We start from the raw sequence: 18,615 nt of genomic DNA, 5'->3' as shown, positions 1-18,615 counted from the left end.
GGCGGACGAGATGCTTTCGCTACGGATTGAAATCGAGTGTACGGCTCCAAATCTATGAAAACCAATACATTTTGGTACGCTAAAATCTTCTCGAAAGTTATAGGCCGAAGGCGGAGATGCCATGCTCAAAGTGCGTCATCTGGAAGTGTTCCGGGCCGTCGTGAATGCCGGCAGCGTGTCGGCCGCCGCGCGGCTTCTCTACGTCTCGCAACCCGCGGTCACGAAGACGTTGCACGTGCTCGAGGGCGAGCTGGGTCTCACGCTGTTTTTGCGGGTGAAGGGGCGGCTCGTGTGCACGCCGGAGGCGGAGGCGATCCTGCCGGAGATCGAGCGGTTATTCGGCAACGTGCAGGTCATTGCCGAGCGCGCGAGAGAGATTCACGAAGGCAGGCGCGGCACTATCCGGTTGTCGACGGTGGCCACGCTCGCATCCACCATCGTGGCGCGCGCGGTGGGCGTGTTCCGCGAGCAGCATCCGTACGTGGAGTTCGATATTCGCGCGTTGCCGACGCGGCATGTCGTCGAGTACGTGAGCAACAACCAGGTGGACTTCGGCATTCTCGATGTGCCCACGCCATCGGGCTCGCTGGAGGTGGAGGAGTTCTGCAGTGCGGAGTTGAGTTGCGTCATGCGCAGCGATCATCCGCTGGCTTCGCGCAAGCTCATTACGCCCAGGCTTCTCGATAACGAAGCGATCGCGGCGTTCGGTGAAGAGACGGTCACCGGCTGGCGTTTGCGGGAAGCGTTCCGCGCCGCGGGCCGGACCTTCGCGCCGGCGTTCGCATCGAACAGCACGTCGGTCCTCTGTGCACTCACGCGGCAAACGCATGCGGTCGCGCTGGTCGATCCTTTTGCGTTACTCGATCAGTCTTTTCCGGGGCTGGTGTTGCGCCGCTTCACGCCGACCATTGCGGTCGAGCCGCGTTTTCTGTTTTTGCCGGCACGGCCCCGTTCCGTGATCGTGCAGCGTTTTCTGGTGCAATTGCGGGACACCGCACGCGACATGCTGCGCTGACCGATGATTGTTTAGCGTTGATCGCTAGCCGGTACCGCTCGCTGCCGATGGCGCTTCGCGAATCGCGCTGCTCGCGGCACTCCCCGTCAGCGACAGCACGAATTCGAAAAACGCCCTGACCTTGGCTGGCGGATGATGCCGCGAAGGGTAGAGCGCATACAGCGGATACACCTCGTCGCCCCAATCCGGAAACAGTTCGAGCAGTTTGCCGCTGCCGAGCAGGGACTCGGCGCCGAGTTCGAGAATCTGCGCAATACCCTGGCCTGCCACGCAGGTGCTGTGCAGGGTGCCCACGTCGTTGACGGTCAGACGGCCTTGCGGCGCGATCTCCACACGCTTGCGGCCGCGATGAAACTCCCAGTTGAACGGATAGCCCGTGGCCGGATCGCGGAATTTGATGCACACGTGCCGGCCGCTTTCCAGATCGGCCGGGTTCACCGGATGACCATGCTTCTTCAGATACGAAGGCGACGCCACGGTGAGAATGCGCGTGTCCAGCAGCTTGCGGGCGATCAGCGTGGAGACCGGCGGCTCGCCGAAACGGATCGCCAGGTCGAAGCCGTCGGCGACCATATCGCCTAGCTGGTCGCGCGTGATCAGTTCGAGTTGCAGGTCCGGGTGTTTATCGACGAAGCCGCCGAGCCGCGGACCCAGCACCAGCCGCGAGAAGAACGGGTCCATGTTCACGCGCAGGCGCCCGCGTACCGCCGTGGCGCCCTGAGCCGCCGAGGCCGCGGCCTCTTCGAGGCCACCGAGTAGGGGCACGATCTGCTCGTAGAAGCGCCGGCCCTCGTCGGTCAGTGTGACCGAACGCGTGGTGCGGTCGAACAGGCGGATGCCCAGGCGCGCTTCCAGCCGCGCCACCGAACGGCTTACGCCCGATTGCGACATGTCGAGCGTAGCGCCCGCCGCCGCGAAGCTGCCGCAATCCACAATGGCGGTCAACACGCCCATGCCGTTCAACATGCGCTCGTCAAATGGCATGTGAAGTTCCTTTCTTATGCAATCACGCGTGACATGCTAACGCGAAATGACCGTTTTATTTCACGCGGACACATGGATAGGCCGTGACGTGTCGTCGAATCAATGCGCTCGTGTCATGAGTGGAATGCCGCCCAGGCGCTCGCTTCACTGTGTGGCCGCGCGCTAAGCTGTGCCGAGTTCAAACGATACGCGATGCCATGCGCTCTTCATCATGCGTGCAGCATTGCGGGCAAATCGAAAGGAGATTTAACAATGTCGCGTATTTTCATTACCGGCTCGGCCGACGGATTGGGGCAGATGGCTGCGCGCCTGCTGGTCGATGCCGGCCATCAGGTTGTTTTGCATGCGCGCAACGAGGCGCGCGCCGAACAGGCGCTACGAGCCGTGCCCGGTGCGCAGACGGCGCTGGTCGCCGACTTGTCGAGCATTGCGGCCACGATCGGGCTCGCGGATCAGGCGAACCGGCTCGGCCGCTTCGATGCGGTGATCCATAACGCGGCAGTCGGCTATCAGGAGCCGCATCGCGTCGCAACGGTGGATGGGTTGCCGCACGTATTCGCCATCAATACATTGGCGCCTTATGTGTTGACCGCGCTAATGGACCAACCCCGGCGGCTCGTGTATCTGAGCTCGGGTTTGCATCGCAGCGGCGACGCGAGTCTCGACGATCTGACGTGGGAGCGGCGTCGATGGCAGGGCACCGCGGCTTACTCGGATTCGAAACTGCACGACGCGCTGCTGGCGTTCGCGATAGCGCGCCGTTGGCCGGCGGTATTGTCGAACGCGCTGGAGCCGGGTTGGGTCGCAACGAAGATGGGCGGTGCGGGCGCCCCGGACGATCTGCAGGCAGGGCCGACCACGCAGGTGTGGCTCGCAACCAGCGACGACCCGGCGGCGCGCGTGAGCGGCGCGTACTTCTATCACCTGTTGCCGCGCGAGACGCATCCGGCGGTTCGCGACGTCGCGGTGCAGGAGCGTTTGATCGACGCGTGTGCGGGTTATTCGGGGGTCCGTTTGCCGGACTGACGCTGTGCTCGCGTCCTCGTCCGATCGACCCGCTTCAGCGTCCCGCGCCCTGAGTCGCCTGAGCACGCGCGGCGCCCGCGCCCGGCGCTTCGTCGAGTTGACGAAATACCCAGGCCGACGCCAGCGTCACCACGCCCACGCACACGAAACTCAGCCGGAAGCCGAGGGCGGCCGAACCCCATTCGACGGAGAACAGCTTCACGAGTCCGCCTCCGATCGACACGCCGAGTCCGATCGCCAGCATCTGCACCATCGAGAACAGGCTATTGCCGCTGCCGGCATCTTCATGCGACAGGCCTTTGAGCGTGACGCTGTTCATCGCCGCGAACTGCATGGAGTTGGCTGCGCCGAAAATGCCGAGAATCACGATCTCGACCACGAGCGGCGTGCTGCTTGAAATCAGCGCGAACGAAACGATGGTCAGGCCGACGATCAACGTGTTGACGAGCAGGAACAGGTCGTAGCCATAGCGCCGGATCAGCGGTGCAATCCAGCGTTTCGAGACGGTGCCGGCGAGCGCCGCGGGCAGCATCATCAGGCCCGAGTGCAGCGGCGAGTAGCCCAGTTGCAATTGCAACAGCAGCGGCACGAGAAACGGCACGGCGCTCGAACCGATGCGGCACACGAGGTTGCCGATCAGCCCGACGCTGAAGTTGGGTTCGCTGAACAGCGAGAGCTTGAAGAGCGGATTGCGGCGGCGCCGCGCATGCGGAATATAAGCGAGCGCGCTGGCCACCCCGAGCACGAACAGCCCGCTGGCCCACGCGGTGCGATGGCTGTCGACCGGCGCCTCGACGGCGAGCGAAAGCGCGATCATGCACAGCGACAGCAACCCACAGCCGACGAAATCGAACGGCGGCGCCTGGGTCTCGCCATGCGCCGGCAAATAGCGCTGCACCGCATACAGACCCACGGCGCCGATCGGCACGTTGATCAGGAAAATCCAGTGCCACGTCATGGCCTGCACGAACCAGCCGCCGAGCGTCGGTCCGGCGATCGGACCGAGTTGACCGGCCACCGCGACGAAGGCGAGCGCCGACACGTACTGTTCGCCCGTCACGCTGCGCAAAACCGCGAGCCGGCCGATCGGCAACAGCATCGAGCCGCCGATACCCTGCAGCACGCGCGCCATCACGAGTTGACCGAGCGTATGCGCGCTCGCGCAGCACAGCGAACCGAGCACGAACACGAGAATCGCCGCGAAGTACACGCGGCGCGTGCCGAAGCGGTCGGCCAGCCAGCCGGAGGCGGGCGTGAGCATCGCCATGGTCAGCGTGTACGCGACCACCACCGGCTGCGTCGCGAGCGGGGCGACATGCAGACTGTGGGCGATCGAGGGGAGCGCGGTGTTGACGATCGTCGTGTCGAGCGACTGCATGAAAAACCCCGCGGCGACGATCCAGAGCAGGGCGGAGTGGGCGGAATCCTTGGTCATGTGTGACGGGCTTGGAAGGCTTTTAACTGCCTGAAAGCAGGCTTGATAGGCGAGCCAGGCGGCCGGGGCGCGCGGCTTCGAATAAATGAGGATCGGCCAGATCGCGATGACGTCATCATATTGACATTCGCGTCAATCGGGAACCCCACTAAGGGCGGTGACTGTTATCGACATTGCCGATGACCGGCGCGACAATGCCCCATGCTCAATCCCATCTGGCTCAAGACCTTCGCGACCGTCGCCGCCTCGCATAGCTTTACCCAGGCCGCGCGCCAACTCGATCTGACGCAGTCGAGCGTCAGCGAACACATCCGCCGTCTCGAAGAGAGCGTCGGCCGCCGTCTGTTCGTGCGCGATACCCATTCGCTCGCCATGACGCCGGACGGCGAGGCCATGCTCGCGCACGCCAGCGTGATCCTGCAGGCGCTAGCGCGTGCGGAATCGCAGTTTCGCGCGCCGCGTCTGAAAGGCCGGGTGCGGCTCGGTTCGTCCGACGACGTCGCGCTTGGGCCCCTGCCCACGGTGCTGGCGGCGTTTCGTAACGCGCACCCCGACGTCGAACTGGAAATCACCATCGGCATGACCGGCAAGCTGTACGAGCTACTCGATGCGGGCTCGATCGACCTGCTGGTGGGCAAACGGCGGCTCGGCGACCGGCGCGGTGTGCCGCTCTTCACCGGACGGCTGGAGTGGCTGGCGCGCACCGGCACGCTGGTCGATCTGAGCCAGCCGCTGCCGCTGATCCTCGTGGCCGAACCTAGCGTCACCCGTGCGGTGGTGCTCGACGCGCTCGCCGAAGCGGGCTTCGGCTGGCAGGTGGTCTGCACCAGCAGCAGTCACGCGGGATGTATCGCGGCGGCGCGCGGCGGACTCGGCATCACCGTGCGGCCGCAGTATCTGGCCGCGCGGGGGCTGGCGCCGCCGCTCAATGCGAGCAGTTTGCCGACGCTGCCCGCCGTGGAATTCATCGCGCTCGCGGCGAAGCGCCTGAGCCGTCCGGCCGGCACGCTTTTGCAACTGCTGCACGACAGCGACCTGCGCGGCTCGTGGATCGGCGAGTAAGCCAAGCGTCCTTACCCCGCGTAATGGCATCGTTGCCCGACTGGAGGCGAGCGGGTAAGGTGGGCGTCGACTTATTGGGAGAGACGCTTCATGACATCCGCCGCAGATCCACACACGGCGCCCGCTCGAGCCACGTCGCCCACGTCGCCGATCCGCTCCGACGTGCTGATCGTCGGCGCGGGACCGGTCGGCCTGTTCGCGGCATTCGAGGCGGGTGTGCTCGGCCTGTCCTGCCAGATCGTCGATGCGCTCGACAAGGTCGGCGGTCAATGCATCGAACTGTATCCGGACAAGCCGATCTACGATATTCCCGCAATCGTCTCCTGTACGGCGCGTGAACTCGTGGATCGGCTGCTGCTGCAATGCAAGCCGTTCGACGTGCCGATTCATCTGGAACAGCGCGTCGAATCCGTCGAACAGCGCGACGACGGCCGCTGGATCGTGCGGACGAGCAGCGGGCTCGTGTTCGATGTCGCGGCGATCCTGCTGGCCGCCGGCAACGGCGCCTTCGTGCCGCAAAAACTGGCGCTGGACGAAGCGGTGCCGCTCGAGTCGCGTCATGTGCATTACAGCGTGCCTCGCCTCGCCGATTTTGCCGATCGCACCGTCGTGGTAGCCGGCGGCGGCGACTCGGCGCTCGACTGGGCGCTGGCATTGCGCAAGGTCGCGCGGCGCGTGACGCTCGTCCATCGGCGCAACGGGTTCAGCGCGACGGATTCGAGTGTCGCGACGATGCGGCGCGCAGTCGAAGCTGGAGAAATGGACTTCGTGGTGGGTGCTATCTCGTCACTGCATGTCGAAGACGATGCGTTGCGCGCGCTTACGTTGCGTCAACTGGAAGGCGAGAGCCGGCTCGACACCGACCATCTGGTCGTGTTGTATGGCCTCGTCGCCGATCTCGGGCCGATTGCACGATGGTCGCTCTCGATTCACGGCGGCCGGGTCGATGTGGATACCTCGAACTACGAGAGCTCGCGTCCGGGCATTTTTGCGGTCGGCGATATCGCCAACTATCCGAACAAGCAGAAGCTGATTCTGTCCGGCTTTCATGAAGCATCGCTCGCGTTGCGCAAGGCATATGCGTACGCGTATCCCGAGAAAAAACGCGTGCACGTGCATTCGAGTTACGACGCGAAACTGGCGGGAAAGCTGGCACACGGGGAGTAAACGGCGACGCTCCGGCAACGAAGGGTAGTTCGATGCCGGAGCGTTTTGACAGACTGCCCGATGAGCGCGCTCGATGGAGCGCGCTTTTTCATGATTGCACGACCGACCGCTTACTTCCCGGCCGGTGCCTGATTGGCCGCTGCCGCGCTGGCGGCTTTGTCCTTCTTCTTGGCTTCATGGTGGCCGATTGCGCAGCCGGCAGCGGCGCCAGCGACGCCGTGGCCGCCTGCGACGTGTCCGGCTACGCCACCGACTACCGCACCCTTGGTGCAGCCTTCGGCTTGTGCCGCGGTGTACGCGAGGGTAAGGGTGGCGGCGACAGCGAGAGTGGTAAAGGCTCGTTTCAAGTGAAGCTCCTGTTTTTGATTGATGTGTGCAGCGGGTGTAGCAATTGAGAGGCCTGACCCACGGGAAGCTCTCCATGGCCATCGATTAGCATTTCGCGGTGTATCCTCTTGGAAGCGTTATTTCTGTTCCCACTGGCTTCCATGATTCCCGTCGACGTTCCCATTGCCGGCAATCCCGGTAACACCAGCAACACTGGTGACCTTCCCACTCCTGCGGCTGTCTCCCAGGCCGGCGCGGCCGTCGCCATCGATTACGGCACCCTGGTTCAAGCCATCGAGGACTACGCGATCTTCCTGCTCGACGCGACCGGTCACATCGTCAGCTGGAATGCCGGTGCGCAGAAGATGAAGGGTTATACGGAACAGGACATCGTCGGCCAGCACTTCTCGCGTTTTTACACGCCGGAGGCCGTTGCTACCGGCTGGCCCGATCACGAATTGCAACAGGCGTCGCTGACCGGGCGCTTCGAAGACGAGGGTTGGCGCGTGCGCAAGGACGGCACGACTTTCTGGTCGAACGTCGTGATCACGTCGATTCGCAACGAGGCGGGCATTCTCACCGGTTTCGCCAAGATCACGCGCGATCTGACCGCGCAGCGCGAGTACGTCGAAGCATTGCGGCAAAGCGAGGAACGCTTCCGTCTGCTCGTGCACAGCGTTAAGGATTACGCGATTTTCATGCTCGATCCGGACGGCTACGTGATCAGCTGGAATGCGGGCGCGGCGCGCATTAAAGGGTATTCGCGCGAGGATATCGTCGGCAAACATTTCTCGACCTTCTATCCGCCCGAAGACGCGGCCGCCGGCAAGCCGGCTCAGGAACTCGTCGTTGCCCGGCAGATCGGTCACGTGGAAGACGAAGGCTGGCGCGTGCGCAAGGACGGCACGACCTTCTGGGCCAACGTCATCATCACCGCCGTGTATGACGAGTCGAACCGGCTGCGCGGTTTCGCCAAGGTCACGCGCGATCTCACCGAACGGCGTCAACGCGAAGAACTCGAACGCTCCGGCGAGCGCATGCGCCGTTTTCTCGCCACGCTCGCGCATGAATTGCGCAATCCGCTCGCGCCGGTCCGCAATGCGGTCGGCGTGATGAAGCTCGAGACCGGCATCAGTCCCACGCTTGCCCGCTCGCGCGATCTGATCGACCGGCAGGTGACGCACCTTACGCGGCTCGTCGACGATCTGCTCGACGTCGGCCGCATCATGTCGGACAAGGTCGAACTGCGTCTCGCGCGGGTGGACGTGGCCGAACTGGTCGCACGCAGTGTCGAAGCGGCCCGGCCGTTCACCGACGCGCACGAACAGCAGGTCGTCGTGCACCTGCCGCCCGAGCCGGTCGCCGTGAAGGGCGATATGACGCGGCTCGTGCAGGTGCTGCAGAACCTGCTGCACAACGCGTCGAAGTTCTCGCCGATAGAAAGCCGGATCGACGTGCTGCTGCGGCTCGACCGGCAGATGGCCGTGCTCGAGGTCCGCGATGCAGGCTGCGGTATTCCGGCAGGATCGCTCGAGACGATCTTCGATCTGTTCGCGCAGGAGAAGGATGGCCAGAGCGCAGCGGAAGGCGGCTTGGGCATCGGCCTGACGCTGTGCCGGTCGATGGTGGAAATGCACGGCGGCAGCATTATCGCGAGCAGCGAGGGCGCGGGACGCGGCAGCAGTTTCACGTTCAGTCTGCCGCTCGCCGCGGCGCCTTCGCCTGCGGCGCACGAACAGTCGGGCAGCGGTACCGGCGAGATCGCGCCGCTGCGCATTCTGCTGGTCGACGACAATTGCGATGCCGCCGACAGCCTCGCGATGCTGCTCGAACTCAAAGGCCACGAAGTGCGGATCGCTTACGAAGGCGAGCAGGCGTTGCTGGTGGCGCCACGCTTCGCGCCCGACCTCGCGGTCATCGACATTGCCATGCCCAAGATGGACGGGTACGAAACGCTCGCCGCGTTACGTCAGTTGCCGGGCCTCGAGGACACGATGTTCGCCGCCATGACCGGATTCGGTCACGCGAGCGATCGCGAGCGCACGCGCGAAGCGGGCTTCGACGTCCACCTCGTCAAGCCGGTGGAACTCGCGTTGTTCGATACGTTGCTCGTCGAGGTCGAAGCACGACGCAACCAGCGGGCTCGCGGCTAGCGAATCCGCTTCCTTCATACCAGAGCGAGGCGGCCACTTCGACTCGCCTGGTAGAAGCTTCTCAAGATTCTTTCCTTTCTCCCTGAAACGACGCCCCGGCGTGCGGTCGTGGCAAGCGGCACGGCGCTTGCTGTTTTCCTCGGCATGAACAGCGGCAGGCCATACGCCGCTCACATCCGACAAAAACGTTTCAGGGAGTCACCATGTTCGATACGCGCGAACGTTCTGCAGGGACGGCCAGTGCGGCCATTGCCATGGCCCGGCTGTATCCGGTCATTAGCAGCGCAAGCCGTTCAGTCGAGCCGGCGCGGCGCGAGGCGCAGCCGTCGGCTCGCGCCGTGCGCCCGCTGGATGAAGCGAAACCCGCGACTAGCAGCACCCTGGGCGAGTTTCTGCAAAGCGCGCATATCGATCCGGACGATCCCGCCTCGCTCGGCAGCTTGCTCGACCAGTTGATCCAGCATGGCTACGACCGCGCGCCCTTCATGCCGCTGCCGGGTCATGGCCAGACACTGACGCGCTGGCGCACGCTGGCGGCCGTTGCCGCCTGCGATCTCGGACTGGTGAAGCTGTTCGAAGGCCATACGGATGCGCTGGCGATCCTCGCTGAACTGCGTGCGCGTACGCCCGTTGCAGGCAGTCGGTGGGCGGTCTGGGCAGCGGAGCCGCCCGATGCCCGCGTCACCGCGACTCGCGTCGCCTCTGCCGACGGCGAACCGTCTGAACTGCAACTGACCGGCAAGAAAGCATGGTGTTCGGGCGCGGCCGTGGTGAGCCACGCGCTGATAACGGCATGGCTCGACGACGAGCCGGTGCTGGTTTCCGTCGCCATGGACGACCCTTCGATTTCGATCGACACGACGCAGTGGCAAGCCATCGGCATGCGCGCAACCGCGAGCGCCGACGTGAGCTTCGAGCGCACGCCCGCCACGTTGATCGGCGGTGCGCAGGCGTATGTGAAGCGGCCGGGATTCTGGCATGGCGGCGCGGGTATCGCCGCGTGCTGGTACGGCGCGGCGGCGCAGATCGGCGCGATGTTGCGCAACGCGTGCAACGAGCGCGCGGACGCCCATCGGCTCGCGCATCTCGGCGATGTGGACGTTGCGCTGGCGGGCGCAGCTGCCTTGCTGCGCGAGACCGCTGCGTCGATCGACGCCAATCCGCTCGCCGACGCGCAGCGCGCAGTCATGCGCGTGCGCCTTGCGGTAGAAGCCGCGGCCACCGAGGTCATGACGCACGCCACCCGCGCGCTCGGTGCCGCTCCGCTATGCCGTGATGCGCGCTTTGCGCGGGCGTTGACCGACTTGCCGGTGTTTCTGCGACAAAGCCACGCCGAACGCGATCTCGCTGCGCTCGGCGAGTTGATTGTCGCTGCGAAGAGTCAGCCCGGCACGTCGACCGACGCGGCCGATGCCCCGTGGTCATTGTGATGCTCTCCATCTACGCATCTACCCAAGGTCGCTGACATGAACGGAAAAATGAACACCGCGGCGCTGTATATCGACGAGCTTTATAAACAGAGCGACGACCCGTGGAAATTGCGCGACGGCTGGTACGAAAGCCGCAAACGTTCGCTAACGCTCGCGTTGCTGCCGCGTCCGCGCTATCGCAATGCGTTCGAGCCGGGTTGCGCGAACGGTGAATTGACGGCGGGGCTCGCGCCGCGTTGCGAAGCACTGCTGGCGGCGGACCTGCACGAACGCGCCGTGCTCGCTGCCCGCGAACGTCTCGCGGACCAGCCGCACGTACGCGTCGAACAGCGCACGGTGCCGCATGAATGGCCGACCGACGCGGGTCCGTTCGATCTGATCGTGATCAGCGAATTCGCTTATTACCTCGATGGCACCGATCTGGAAACGCTCGCCGCGCGAATCTCGGCGTCGCTGACCTCGGATGGGACGCTGCTTGCCTGTCACTGGCGCCGGCCGTTTGCCGAAGCGCTCGAATCGGCCGATACCGCGCACGCCTTGTTCGATACGCGCTGCGGGTTGACGCGTCTCGCGCATCACGACGAGGCCGATCTGCTCATCGATGTCTGGTCGCGCGATGCGCGTTCGGTCGCACAACGGGAGGGACTTCTATGATCGGCGTGATCGTTCCGGCGCATAACGAAGAGGGCATGCTCGCGCCTTGTCTCGCGGCGCTGATTGCCGCTTCGCGTCATGAAGACCTGGCCGGCGAAACCGTGCGCATCGTGGTCGTGCTCGACGCTTGCGACGACTTCACCGGTGCGATCGCACGCGCTTACGGCGTCGAGACGCTGACGCTGAAGGCGCGCAACGTCGGCATCGCGCGCGCGACCGGCGCCGACTGGCTGCTCGCCGACGGCGCGCGCTGGCTGGCTTTTACCGACGCCGACAGTCGTGTGTCACCGGGCTGGCTGGTCGCGCAACTGTCGCTGGACGCGGATGCCGTGTGCGGCTCGATCGCCGTCGACGACTGGACCGCGCATCCGCTCAGCGTGCGCGAATATTTCCGCAAGACGTATGTCGATGCCGACGGGCATCGGCATATTCACGGCGCCAATCTCGGTGTTTCGGCCGATGCTTACCGTCGCGCGGGCGGCTTTCCGCCGCTCACGTGCAGCGAAGACGTGGCGCTGGTCGACCGGCTCATCGCGATCGGTGCGCGCATTGCGTGGAGCGCCGCGCCGCGTGTGATTACGAGCGCGCGGGCCGCGGCGAAGGCGCGCGGCGGATTCGGCGACACGCTCGTTTCGTGGGCGGCGACGGCAGGGTGAGGGCGGCGGGCTAGCCGCGTCCGCCGCGCGAGATTTCCTCGCCCGCGCCGCGCGGCAGCCGCAGCGTGACGGGTATCGAGGCGAACGAGCACAGCCCGACCACCAGAAACGCGGGCCAGAAATCCGACCACATGATGCTGGCGTGGCCGTTCAGATAACGCGAGATCTGCAGCACGATGCCGCCGATGGTCACGCCCAGACCGAGCGACATCTGCTGCACGACGCTGCCCAGACTCGTTGCCCGGCCGACGTCGCGACTGGCGATTTCTGCGTAGGTCAGCGAGTTCAGACTGGTGAATTGCAGCGCGGGGAAAAAGCCGCCGAGCAGCACGACGACCCAGATCACCCAGGTGGGCGTCCCCGGAAAGAACAGTCCGCATGCCGCAATGGCCACGCCGGACAACGCCGCGTTGACCACCAGCACCGAACGGAAGCCAAAACGACGCAACACGCTCGAGGCGACCGTGCGCATGAACATGCCGCCGAACGCGGACGCACAGGTAATCAGCCCGGAGCGGAACGCGCTCATGCCGTGGCCTTCCTGCAGCATCAGCGGCAGCAGGAACGGCAACGCGCCGAGTCCGATGCGAAACAGCGAGCCGCCCAGCACGCTCGCCTGAAACGTCGGCACCTTGAAGAAACGCAGATCGAGTAAGGGCAGGGCGACACGCCGGGCATACGCAACGTACGCCGCGAGCAGCACTGCGCCGGCTGCACACATGGCGAACGCGTCGCCGTTCGAAACCAGTTCGCCGCCGATCAGCGACAAGCCCAGCAATAGCAACACGGCGCCCGCGGCGGACAGGAAGAAGCCAGTCCAGTCGAGCGGTCCGGGGTGCGGTTCGCGCGTGTTGGCGATATGCCGGTTCGTGAGATAGATACCGAGCAGCCCGATGGGCACGTTGATGAAGAAGATCAGACGCCAGTGCAGATACGTCGTGATGAAGCCGCCGAGCAGCGGTCCCGCCGCCGGCCCGAGCATGGCAGGCAGGCTGAGATAGTTCATCGCGCGAATGAAGTCCGATTTATGGACGACGCGAAAAATGATGATGCGGCCGACCGGCACCATCATCGCACCGCCCACGCCCTGCACGAAGCGCGCAACGGTGAAGGTGGCGAGGGAATTCGACGCCGCGCACAGCAGCGAACCCGTCACGAAGATGCCGATTGCGGTGCGGAAGATCGTGCGCGCGCCGAAACGGTCGGCAAGCCATCCGCAGACGGGAATAAAGACGCCGAGACCGAGCACGTAACTGGTCACTGCGATTTTGAGCGTGACAGGATCGCGCGCGAAGTCGCGCGCCATGGCGGGCAACGCGGTGACGATCACGTTCGCATCCACACTTTCCATGAACATCGCGCAGGCAACGATGAGCGGCGCGATCAGAGCTGTTTCCCGAACTGACATGAAGGCGTGGCGCGGCGCGATGTCGCAGGTAAAGGGGGCCCCATTATTGCACCCGTTCGGTGCGAGACTAGGCGCAAGCGCGTAATTTTTTGTTATTGAGACTGGCGATGCGGCTGCACGGCCTATTCATCAAAGGGTTGCATCTTTTTTAATATATGTTGCAGTGCGGGATGAGATCGTTATAATCGGGTTATTGCCTAGGTACAAACCCTATATCGGAGTCCGCCATGAACACCGCGTCCAACACCGCAACCGTCCGTGCCACCGCTGCTGCCAACTCGACGTGGCTCGGCAAGCTGCGCGCCGTGGCCCTGCATGCACTGAACCTGCATCTGCAAAATTGTGCCGTGATCGCCGAAGCGCATCGCCGTCCGCAATAAGTTTCTGCTTCAACCAACTCGTAGCAAATCCCGCAGTAGTCCGGTTGTCGCGGCCGTCGCATAGCGGCGGCGCGCTTCCGGCGTTCTTCTGGGCGTTATCTGCGTTCCGTGCTCGACTGAATCGCCGCCCGCATTCTGTTGGCGCGCGTGGACAACGCACAGACCATCAGCGCGATCGTCATCGATCCGGCCAGATACAGGCCGGCCATCACCCAATCCTGTTCGGTCATCGTCCTCTCCCTGCTGGTGTAGTCGCTCGTGCTTGCAATGACGGCAAGCGCGGCGAAAACCTTGAATCAGCGGGCTGGATTCTTTTACGACCACCGACGATCTCCATGCAAACGCCGCGGTTTTTTCATCTCGCGCGTCGCGTTTAGCGATTACACTCCAGCCCCCGTCGGCCGCCTCGCGGCCCGCTCGCCGACCTTGCCAGCGTTCCTTACGGTCACGTAAACCCCGGTTCACCGTAATTGCTGTCAACCTTTTCAACAAATCACCGTTATCCCTTTGTAATCGCTGATTAATCCCGGATGAAAGGCGACGCCGCGGTGGACGATCTGCCGTGGCGACAGATCCATGCAAGGCCCAGCATCGACCATGCTTCATCGACAGAACAAAAAACTCGACCCGCTCGGCGAGATAGCCATCCGGGCAAAAAAGACATTGGGGAGCCGGGGATTCGTCTCGCCTCTGCTGGCGCTCGGCATCGGCGCATTACTGCTGGTCGTGCTGCAGCATCTGTCGCAAGCGGTGGACTATCGCTCGGTGATCCGTCAGTTGCGTCAGTTGACGGCGAGCGAGTGGGGCGCCGCACTGGGCGCCACCGCACTCAGCTATCTGGCGCTGATCGGTCGTGATGCCGTCGGCCTGCGATACCTTGGCGTCCGCGTGCCGCGCGTGGCGCTGTGGATCGGCGCCACGGCCGGTTCGGCGCTCGGCAATGCCACCGGCTTCGGCGCATTGACGGGCGGCGCGGTGCGCGCGCGCGTCTACGGCGTGGCGAACGTCACGCCCGTGCAGATTGGCCGCATGACGGTGTTCACGAGCGTCTCGCTGGCGCTCGCACTCGTCCTGATGACGGCGCTCGGCATGCTCTGCGTCGCCGATCCGCTTGCGCCTCTGCTGCATCTTTCTCCCGACACGCTGCGCTTTTGCGGCGCCGCTTTGCTGCTGCTGCTCGTTGCCGGCGCGGCCGCCTGCCGGCGCGACACGCGCGCGGTTCGTACACGCTGGACGTGGCTTTCGTTCGACATTCCGGCGCGTCGCGATCTGCTCGCTCAAGTGGGCCTCGCGGTGCTCGACGTGGTCGCCGCCGGCCTCGCGTTGTGGGTGTTGCTGCCGCATGCGCACGTGAGCTTTATCACGTTCATCACGGTGTACGCCGCCGCGATGCTGCTCGGCATGATCGGTCATACGCCGGGTGGCGTGGGCGTGTTCGAGGCGGCGATGGTCTTCACGCTGAACGGCAGTGTGCCCACTCAACTGATGGTCGCCGCGCTGCTCGCGTATCGCGCGATCTATTTCGGCGCACCGCTGATCGTTTCGGCGGCGCTGCTGGCCGGCTTCGAAGGCCGTGCCTTGAAAAGCCGCATGCCGCTGCGCCATGCCGCGGGCGTGACCCGGCTCGCGCCGCTGTTTCTGAGCCTCGTGACGTTCGTGATCGGCGGCATGCTGGTCATTTCCAGCGCGACGCCCGCGTTCTCCCAGCGCATCCAGATCCTGCGCGACATGCTGCCGCTGTGGGTGCTCGAAAGCTCGCAGATGCTGTGCAGCGTGCTCGGCGTGCTGCTGCTGTTCGTCGCGCGCGGTCTGCTGCGCCGTCTCGACGCCGCCTGGTGGATGACGCTGCTGCTCGCATTGACGAGCCTCGCGCTGTCGCTCGCCAAGGGTCTCGCCTTCGTGGAAGCCGGCGTGCTCGCCACGCTGATCGTGCTGCTGCTCTCAACCCGGCGCAGTTTCAACCGGCATTCGTCGCTGTTCGCCGAGCGCTTCACGTCGGGCTGGCTGGTGTCGGTCGCGATGGTGATGATGCTGGCCGTCTGGGTGATGCTGTTCGCTTTCCGCGACGTGCCGTACACGCGCGACCTGTGGTGGCAATTCGCCTTCGACGAACGCGCGCCGCGCGCGTTGCGCGCGACGCTTGCGGCCAGCCTGTTCGCGGCGACCTTCGCGTTCTGGCAGTTGCTGCGTCCCGCGGCGGGCCGCTTCGTGAAGCCGGCTGCGCAGGATCTGCACGACGCCGCGCGCATCGTGCGCGCGCAGGAGCGCAGCGATGCCGGTCTCGCGTTGATGGGCGACAAGAGTTTCCTGTTCTCGGAGTCGCGTCGTGCGTTTCTGATGTACGCGAAAAACGGCCGGACGTGGGCCGCGCTGCACGATCCGGTGGGACCGCGTGAGGAATGGGCGGCGCTGATCGGCAAGTTCGTCGCGCTCGCGCATGCGCATGGCGGCCGTGCGGCGTTCTATCAGGTCCGCGCCAACGCGTTGCCGCTGTACCTCGATGCCGGCCTCACGCTGATGAAGCTTGGCGAGGAAGCGCACGTCGTGCTCGACGATTTCGACCTCAAGGGCTCGCACCGCGCGCATCTGCGTTATGCGATGAAGCGCGGCGAGCGCGACGGCTTCGCGGTCGAGGTGATAGACCAGGCGCACGTGCCCGAGTCGCTCGAAACCTTGCGCGAGATTTCCGACGGCTGGCTCGACAGCCGCGATGCGCGCGAAAAGAGCTTCTCCGTGGCCGCGTTCACCGATGAATACCTGGCGGCGCAATCGGTAATGCTGGTTCGCCAGAACGGCGCGCCTGTCGCGTTCGTCACGTTCATGACGACCGACATGAATACCGAAGCGACGGTCGGCGTGATGCGTCACGTGGAAAGCGCGTCGCCGTACGCGATGGAATATCTGTTCACGCAACTCGCGTTGCATCTGAAGCAGGCCGGTTTCCGCTCGCTCAGTCTCGGCATCGCGCCGCTCTCGGGCATGCTGCCCACGCCACTCGCGTCGCGCTGGCATCGGTTTGCCGGCATCGTGTGGCGTTTTGGCGGGCGTTTTTATAACTTCCGCGGTCTGCGTGCTTTCAAGAGCAAGTTCCAGCCGCATTGGGAGCCGCGCTATCTCGCGGCGTCGGGTTCGGTGGGCGTGTTCTTCACGCTGGCGGATCTGTCATTGCTGGCAGGAGGCCGGCGTTCATGACTTTGCAATCTGTTTTCAGGCTGGTTCGCAGTGCGGTAGTGGCGGGTGTTTGTGTGGGCAGTGCGGGCGCTTCGTTCGCGGCCACGGCGGGACCCGCCACGATTCCCGGCGGCCGTTACGGCGATGTCACGGTGACGCAGCCGGTCGGTCCGCTACGCGGCTTCGTCGTGCTGTATTCGCAGGCGAGCGGCTGGAGCGCGGCGGATCAGCAGAACGCGGATGCGCTCGCCCGCGCCGGTGCGCTGACGGTGGGCGTGGATACGGCGCGTTACATCGCGAATCTGCATGCGAAGCAGGAGACCTGTCATCAACTGGTGGGCGACGCGGAAGCGCTGAGTCACCAGCTCGAGCGGCAGTCGCAATCGAGCCATTATTTCGCGCCGATCGTCGCGGGCATCGGGCAGGGCGGCACGCTCGCGGTGCACGTGCTCGAGCAGGCGCCGTCGAATACGATTGCGGGCGCCGTGTCGGTGGACGCAGACCGCACACTGGACTCGCGCTTCGAACCTTGCCCGCCGGATTCGACGATCATTCGCGACAAGGTGCCGGGCTTCGTCGAAAAAGCCGTCGGCGCCGGCGATGCGTCGAACGCGCGGCTCGTCGCGTTGCTCACGCCGCATCTCGAAGCCGTGTCGACGAATGCCGACGACGTGTCGGATCTGCCGCTGATCGAATTGCCGGCAGCGCACCCCAACGGTCTGATGGCCATCGTGATTTCCGGCGACGGCGGCTGGCGCGATCTCGACAAGACCATTGCGCAAGCGTTGCAGAAAGACGGCGTGTCGGTGATCGGCTGGGACAGCCTGCGTTACTTCTGGAGCGAGAAGCCGCCCGCGCAGACGAGCCGCGACCTCGCCCGCGTGATGCAGACTTACGGCGCGCGTTGGCATGCGCAGCATATCGCACTGGTCGGCTATTCGTTCGGCGCCGACGTGATGCCGTTCGCCTACAACCGTCTGCCCGCGTCGTTGCGCGCGCAAGTTCCGCTCATCGCACTGCTAGGCTTCGCACCCGACGCCGATTTTCAGATTCGCGTCGGTGGCTGGCTCGGGATGCCGGCGAGCGACAAGGCGCTGAAAGTGCAGCCGGAATTGAAGCCGATCGAGCCTGCGATGGTGCAATGCTTTTACGGTGAGAACGAGAAGGACACCCTGTGCCCGGCGCTGGCGAATACCGGTATCGACGTGATTCGCACGTCTGGTGACCATCACTTCGGCGGCAACTACAACTCGCTCGAACAGCACATTCTCACCGCGTTCAAAAAGCGTAGCGGCGTGCCGAACTGAGTCGGGAGCGGGTTGACAAAATTCGGGAACTCAACGAAGATCGCCGCCATGCACCGCCTCGACATCCGTATTGCGCTGATTATTAGCACCATTCAGAGAATGGTGGGTTAGCGCACGTCGAATAGCAGCAACACTGCAGTAGACAAATTAACCCGCCCCACGAGGCGGGTTTTTTTATGTCCGCTTTCTGCCTGCCTCCTGGTGACCTTACGTTGATCGGCTTTTGCCGTACAGGAGCTTGCCTTGCCATTGCGCCCATCCGAAGAGCTTGCCGATACCGCTGACGGTCTCGCGCTACGCCACGACTACCTGAAGAAAATCCTCACCGCGCGCGTCTACGACGTGGCTCGCGAGACCGAACTCGAACCGGCGCCGAACCTGTCGGCGCGGCTGCGCAATCCGGTTTATCTGAAGCGCGAGGACAACCAGCCGGTGTTTTC

Annotated in this window: 16 protein-coding genes and 1 pseudogene; 12 read left to right on the top strand and 5 right to left on the bottom strand. The window is 64.5% G+C overall.

The genetic code is table 11. The features are described 5' to 3' along the window. Positions 1 to 121 precede the first annotated feature (121 nt). A complete protein-coding gene (locus tag FQ746_RS24670; protein ID WP_144112325.1) occupies positions 122 to 1,015 on the top strand; it encodes a LysR family transcriptional regulator in 894 nt (297 codons plus the stop codon). 24 nt (positions 1,016 to 1,039) lie between these two features. Here the strand turns inward: FQ746_RS24670 and FQ746_RS24665 are convergent, their stop codons facing one another. Beyond that, on the bottom strand, positions 1,040 to 1,999 hold the full coding sequence (locus tag FQ746_RS24665) for a LysR family transcriptional regulator (RefSeq protein WP_144112323.1): 960 nt from the start codon (positions 1,997 to 1,999) through the stop codon (positions 1,040 to 1,042). Positions 2,000 to 2,251: 252 nt separating this feature from the next. On the opposite strand from FQ746_RS24665, the gene FQ746_RS24660 reads away from it, so the two are divergent. After that, on the top strand, positions 2,252 to 3,025 hold the full coding sequence (locus FQ746_RS24660) for an SDR family NAD(P)-dependent oxidoreductase (protein ID WP_144112321.1): 774 nt from the start codon (positions 2,252 to 2,254) through the stop codon (positions 3,023 to 3,025). A gap of 34 nt (positions 3,026 to 3,059) precedes the next feature. Here FQ746_RS24660 and FQ746_RS24655 read toward each other — a convergent pair whose 3' ends face one another. Continuing rightward, positions 3,060 to 4,460: a DHA2 family efflux MFS transporter permease subunit gene (locus FQ746_RS24655; RefSeq protein WP_144112319.1), complete on the bottom strand. Its 1,401-nt coding sequence runs from the start codon at positions 4,458 to 4,460 to the stop codon at positions 3,060 to 3,062. 201 nt (positions 4,461 to 4,661) lie between these two features. Here FQ746_RS24655 and FQ746_RS24650 point away from each other — a divergent pair, with 201 nt between their 5' ends. Further along, positions 4,662 to 5,522, top strand: a complete 861-nt coding sequence (locus FQ746_RS24650) for a LysR family transcriptional regulator (protein WP_144112318.1) — start codon at positions 4,662 to 4,664, stop codon at positions 5,520 to 5,522. A gap of 90 nt (positions 5,523 to 5,612) precedes the next feature. Next, positions 5,613 to 6,689: an NAD(P)/FAD-dependent oxidoreductase gene (locus FQ746_RS24645; RefSeq protein WP_144112316.1), complete on the top strand. Its 1,077-nt coding sequence runs from the start codon at positions 5,613 to 5,615 to the stop codon at positions 6,687 to 6,689. Between the two features lie 110 nt (positions 6,690 to 6,799). On the opposite strand, the gene FQ746_RS24640 is transcribed toward FQ746_RS24645, so the two are convergent. Continuing rightward, on the bottom strand, positions 6,800 to 7,036 hold the full coding sequence (locus FQ746_RS24640) for a hypothetical protein (protein WP_144112314.1): 237 nt from the start codon (positions 7,034 to 7,036) through the stop codon (positions 6,800 to 6,802). Positions 7,037 to 7,177: 141 nt separating this feature from the next. On the opposite strand from FQ746_RS24640, the gene FQ746_RS24635 reads away from it, so the two are divergent. From FQ746_RS24635 to FQ746_RS24620, 4 genes are all read left to right on the top strand, one after another. Next, complete coding sequence (locus FQ746_RS24635) at positions 7,178 to 9,169, top strand: PAS domain S-box protein (protein WP_144112758.1); 1,992 nt, start codon at positions 7,178 to 7,180, stop codon at positions 9,167 to 9,169. A 203-nt stretch (positions 9,170 to 9,372) separates the two neighbouring features. After that, positions 9,373 to 10,599, top strand: a complete 1,227-nt coding sequence (locus FQ746_RS24630; protein WP_144112312.1) for an acyl-CoA/acyl-ACP dehydrogenase — start codon at positions 9,373 to 9,375, stop codon at positions 10,597 to 10,599. 36 nt (positions 10,600 to 10,635) lie between these two features. After that, positions 10,636 to 11,253: an SAM-dependent methyltransferase gene (locus tag FQ746_RS24625; protein WP_409932426.1), complete on the top strand. Its 618-nt coding sequence runs from the start codon at positions 10,636 to 10,638 to the stop codon at positions 11,251 to 11,253. Further along, positions 11,250 to 11,909 carry a glycosyltransferase gene (locus FQ746_RS24620; protein WP_144112310.1) on the top strand — a complete coding sequence of 220 codons (660 nt, stop codon included), beginning with the start codon at positions 11,250 to 11,252 and terminating at the stop codon, positions 11,907 to 11,909. Before FQ746_RS24625 ends, FQ746_RS24620 begins: the two co-directional genes overlap by 4 nt. A gap of 10 nt (positions 11,910 to 11,919) precedes the next feature. On the opposite strand, the gene FQ746_RS24615 is transcribed toward FQ746_RS24620, so the two are convergent. Next, positions 11,920 to 13,317 (bottom strand): MFS transporter, encoded by a 1,398-nt coding sequence (locus FQ746_RS24615; RefSeq protein WP_144112308.1) that lies wholly within the window; start codon positions 13,315 to 13,317, stop codon positions 11,920 to 11,922. Positions 13,318 to 13,544: 227 nt separating this feature from the next. Between FQ746_RS24615 and FQ746_RS34875 the strand changes: the two genes are divergently transcribed. Continuing rightward, entirely contained in the window at positions 13,545 to 13,697 is a 153-nt protein-coding gene (locus FQ746_RS34875; RefSeq protein WP_186310830.1) for a hypothetical protein, read from the top strand. Between the two features lie 95 nt (positions 13,698 to 13,792). Here the strand turns inward: FQ746_RS34875 and FQ746_RS35325 are convergent, their stop codons facing one another. After that, the gene (locus FQ746_RS35325; protein ID WP_260854155.1) at positions 13,793 to 13,927 is read right to left on the bottom strand and encodes a hypothetical protein; all 135 of its coding nucleotides are present in this window, start codon (positions 13,925 to 13,927) and stop codon (positions 13,793 to 13,795) included. 367 nt (positions 13,928 to 14,294) lie between these two features. Here FQ746_RS35325 and mprF point away from each other — a divergent pair, with 367 nt between their 5' ends. The 3 genes and pseudogenes from mprF to FQ746_RS24600 form a co-directional block, all read left to right on the top strand. Beyond that, the gene (gene mprF, locus FQ746_RS24610) at positions 14,295 to 16,889 is read left to right on the top strand and encodes a bifunctional lysylphosphatidylglycerol flippase/synthetase MprF (protein ID WP_144112306.1); all 2,595 of its coding nucleotides are present in this window, start codon (positions 14,295 to 14,297) and stop codon (positions 16,887 to 16,889) included. Further along, positions 16,886 to 18,175 carry a virulence factor family protein gene (locus FQ746_RS24605; protein WP_144112304.1) on the top strand — a complete coding sequence of 430 codons (1,290 nt, stop codon included), beginning with the start codon at positions 16,886 to 16,888 and terminating at the stop codon, positions 18,173 to 18,175. Before mprF ends, FQ746_RS24605 begins: the two co-directional genes overlap by 4 nt. 243 nt (positions 18,176 to 18,418) lie before the next feature. After that, a pseudogene (locus FQ746_RS24600) lies at positions 18,419 to 18,615 on the top strand (threonine ammonia-lyase, biosynthetic); the annotation flags it as partial.

The organism is Paraburkholderia sp. BCC1886 (assembly GCF_900996245.1).
Lineage (GTDB): Bacteria > Pseudomonadota > Gammaproteobacteria > Burkholderiales > Burkholderiaceae > Paraburkholderia.
The sequence above is the reverse complement of the archived record's forward strand: the minus strand, read 5'-3'. Positions and strand labels throughout refer to the sequence as shown.

Coding starts and splice junctions, on each gene's coding strand:
- FQ746_RS24655 (WP_144112319.1), bottom strand. CDS start 4,460: ATGACCAAGGATTCCGCCCACTCCGCCCTGCTCTGGATCGTCGCCGCG.
- FQ746_RS34875 (WP_186310830.1), top strand. CDS start 13,545: ATGAACACCGCGTCCAACACCGCAACCGTCCGTGCCACCGCTGCTGCC.
- FQ746_RS24665 (WP_144112323.1), bottom strand. CDS start 1,999: ATGCCATTTGACGAGCGCATGTTGAACGGCATGGGCGTGTTGACCGCC.
- FQ746_RS24660 (WP_144112321.1), top strand. CDS start 2,252: ATGTCGCGTATTTTCATTACCGGCTCGGCCGACGGATTGGGGCAGATG.
- FQ746_RS24625 (WP_409932426.1), top strand. CDS start 10,636: ATGAACGGAAAAATGAACACCGCGGCGCTGTATATCGACGAGCTTTAT.
- FQ746_RS24635 (WP_144112758.1), top strand. CDS start 7,178: ATGATTCCCGTCGACGTTCCCATTGCCGGCAATCCCGGTAACACCAGC.
- FQ746_RS24615 (WP_144112308.1), bottom strand. CDS start 13,317: ATGTCAGTTCGGGAAACAGCTCTGATCGCGCCGCTCATCGTTGCCTGC.
- FQ746_RS24670 (WP_144112325.1), top strand. CDS start 122: ATGCTCAAAGTGCGTCATCTGGAAGTGTTCCGGGCCGTCGTGAATGCC.
- FQ746_RS24650 (WP_144112318.1), top strand. CDS start 4,662: ATGCTCAATCCCATCTGGCTCAAGACCTTCGCGACCGTCGCCGCCTCG.
- FQ746_RS24620 (WP_144112310.1), top strand. CDS start 11,250: ATGATCGGCGTGATCGTTCCGGCGCATAACGAAGAGGGCATGCTCGCG.
- mprF (WP_144112306.1), top strand. CDS start 14,295: ATGCTTCATCGACAGAACAAAAAACTCGACCCGCTCGGCGAGATAGCC.
- FQ746_RS24645 (WP_144112316.1), top strand. CDS start 5,613: ATGACATCCGCCGCAGATCCACACACGGCGCCCGCTCGAGCCACGTCG.
- FQ746_RS24630 (WP_144112312.1), top strand. CDS start 9,373: ATGTTCGATACGCGCGAACGTTCTGCAGGGACGGCCAGTGCGGCCATT.
- FQ746_RS24605 (WP_144112304.1), top strand. CDS start 16,886: ATGACTTTGCAATCTGTTTTCAGGCTGGTTCGCAGTGCGGTAGTGGCG.
- FQ746_RS35325 (WP_260854155.1), bottom strand. CDS start 13,927: ATGACCGAACAGGATTGGGTGATGGCCGGCCTGTATCTGGCCGGATCG.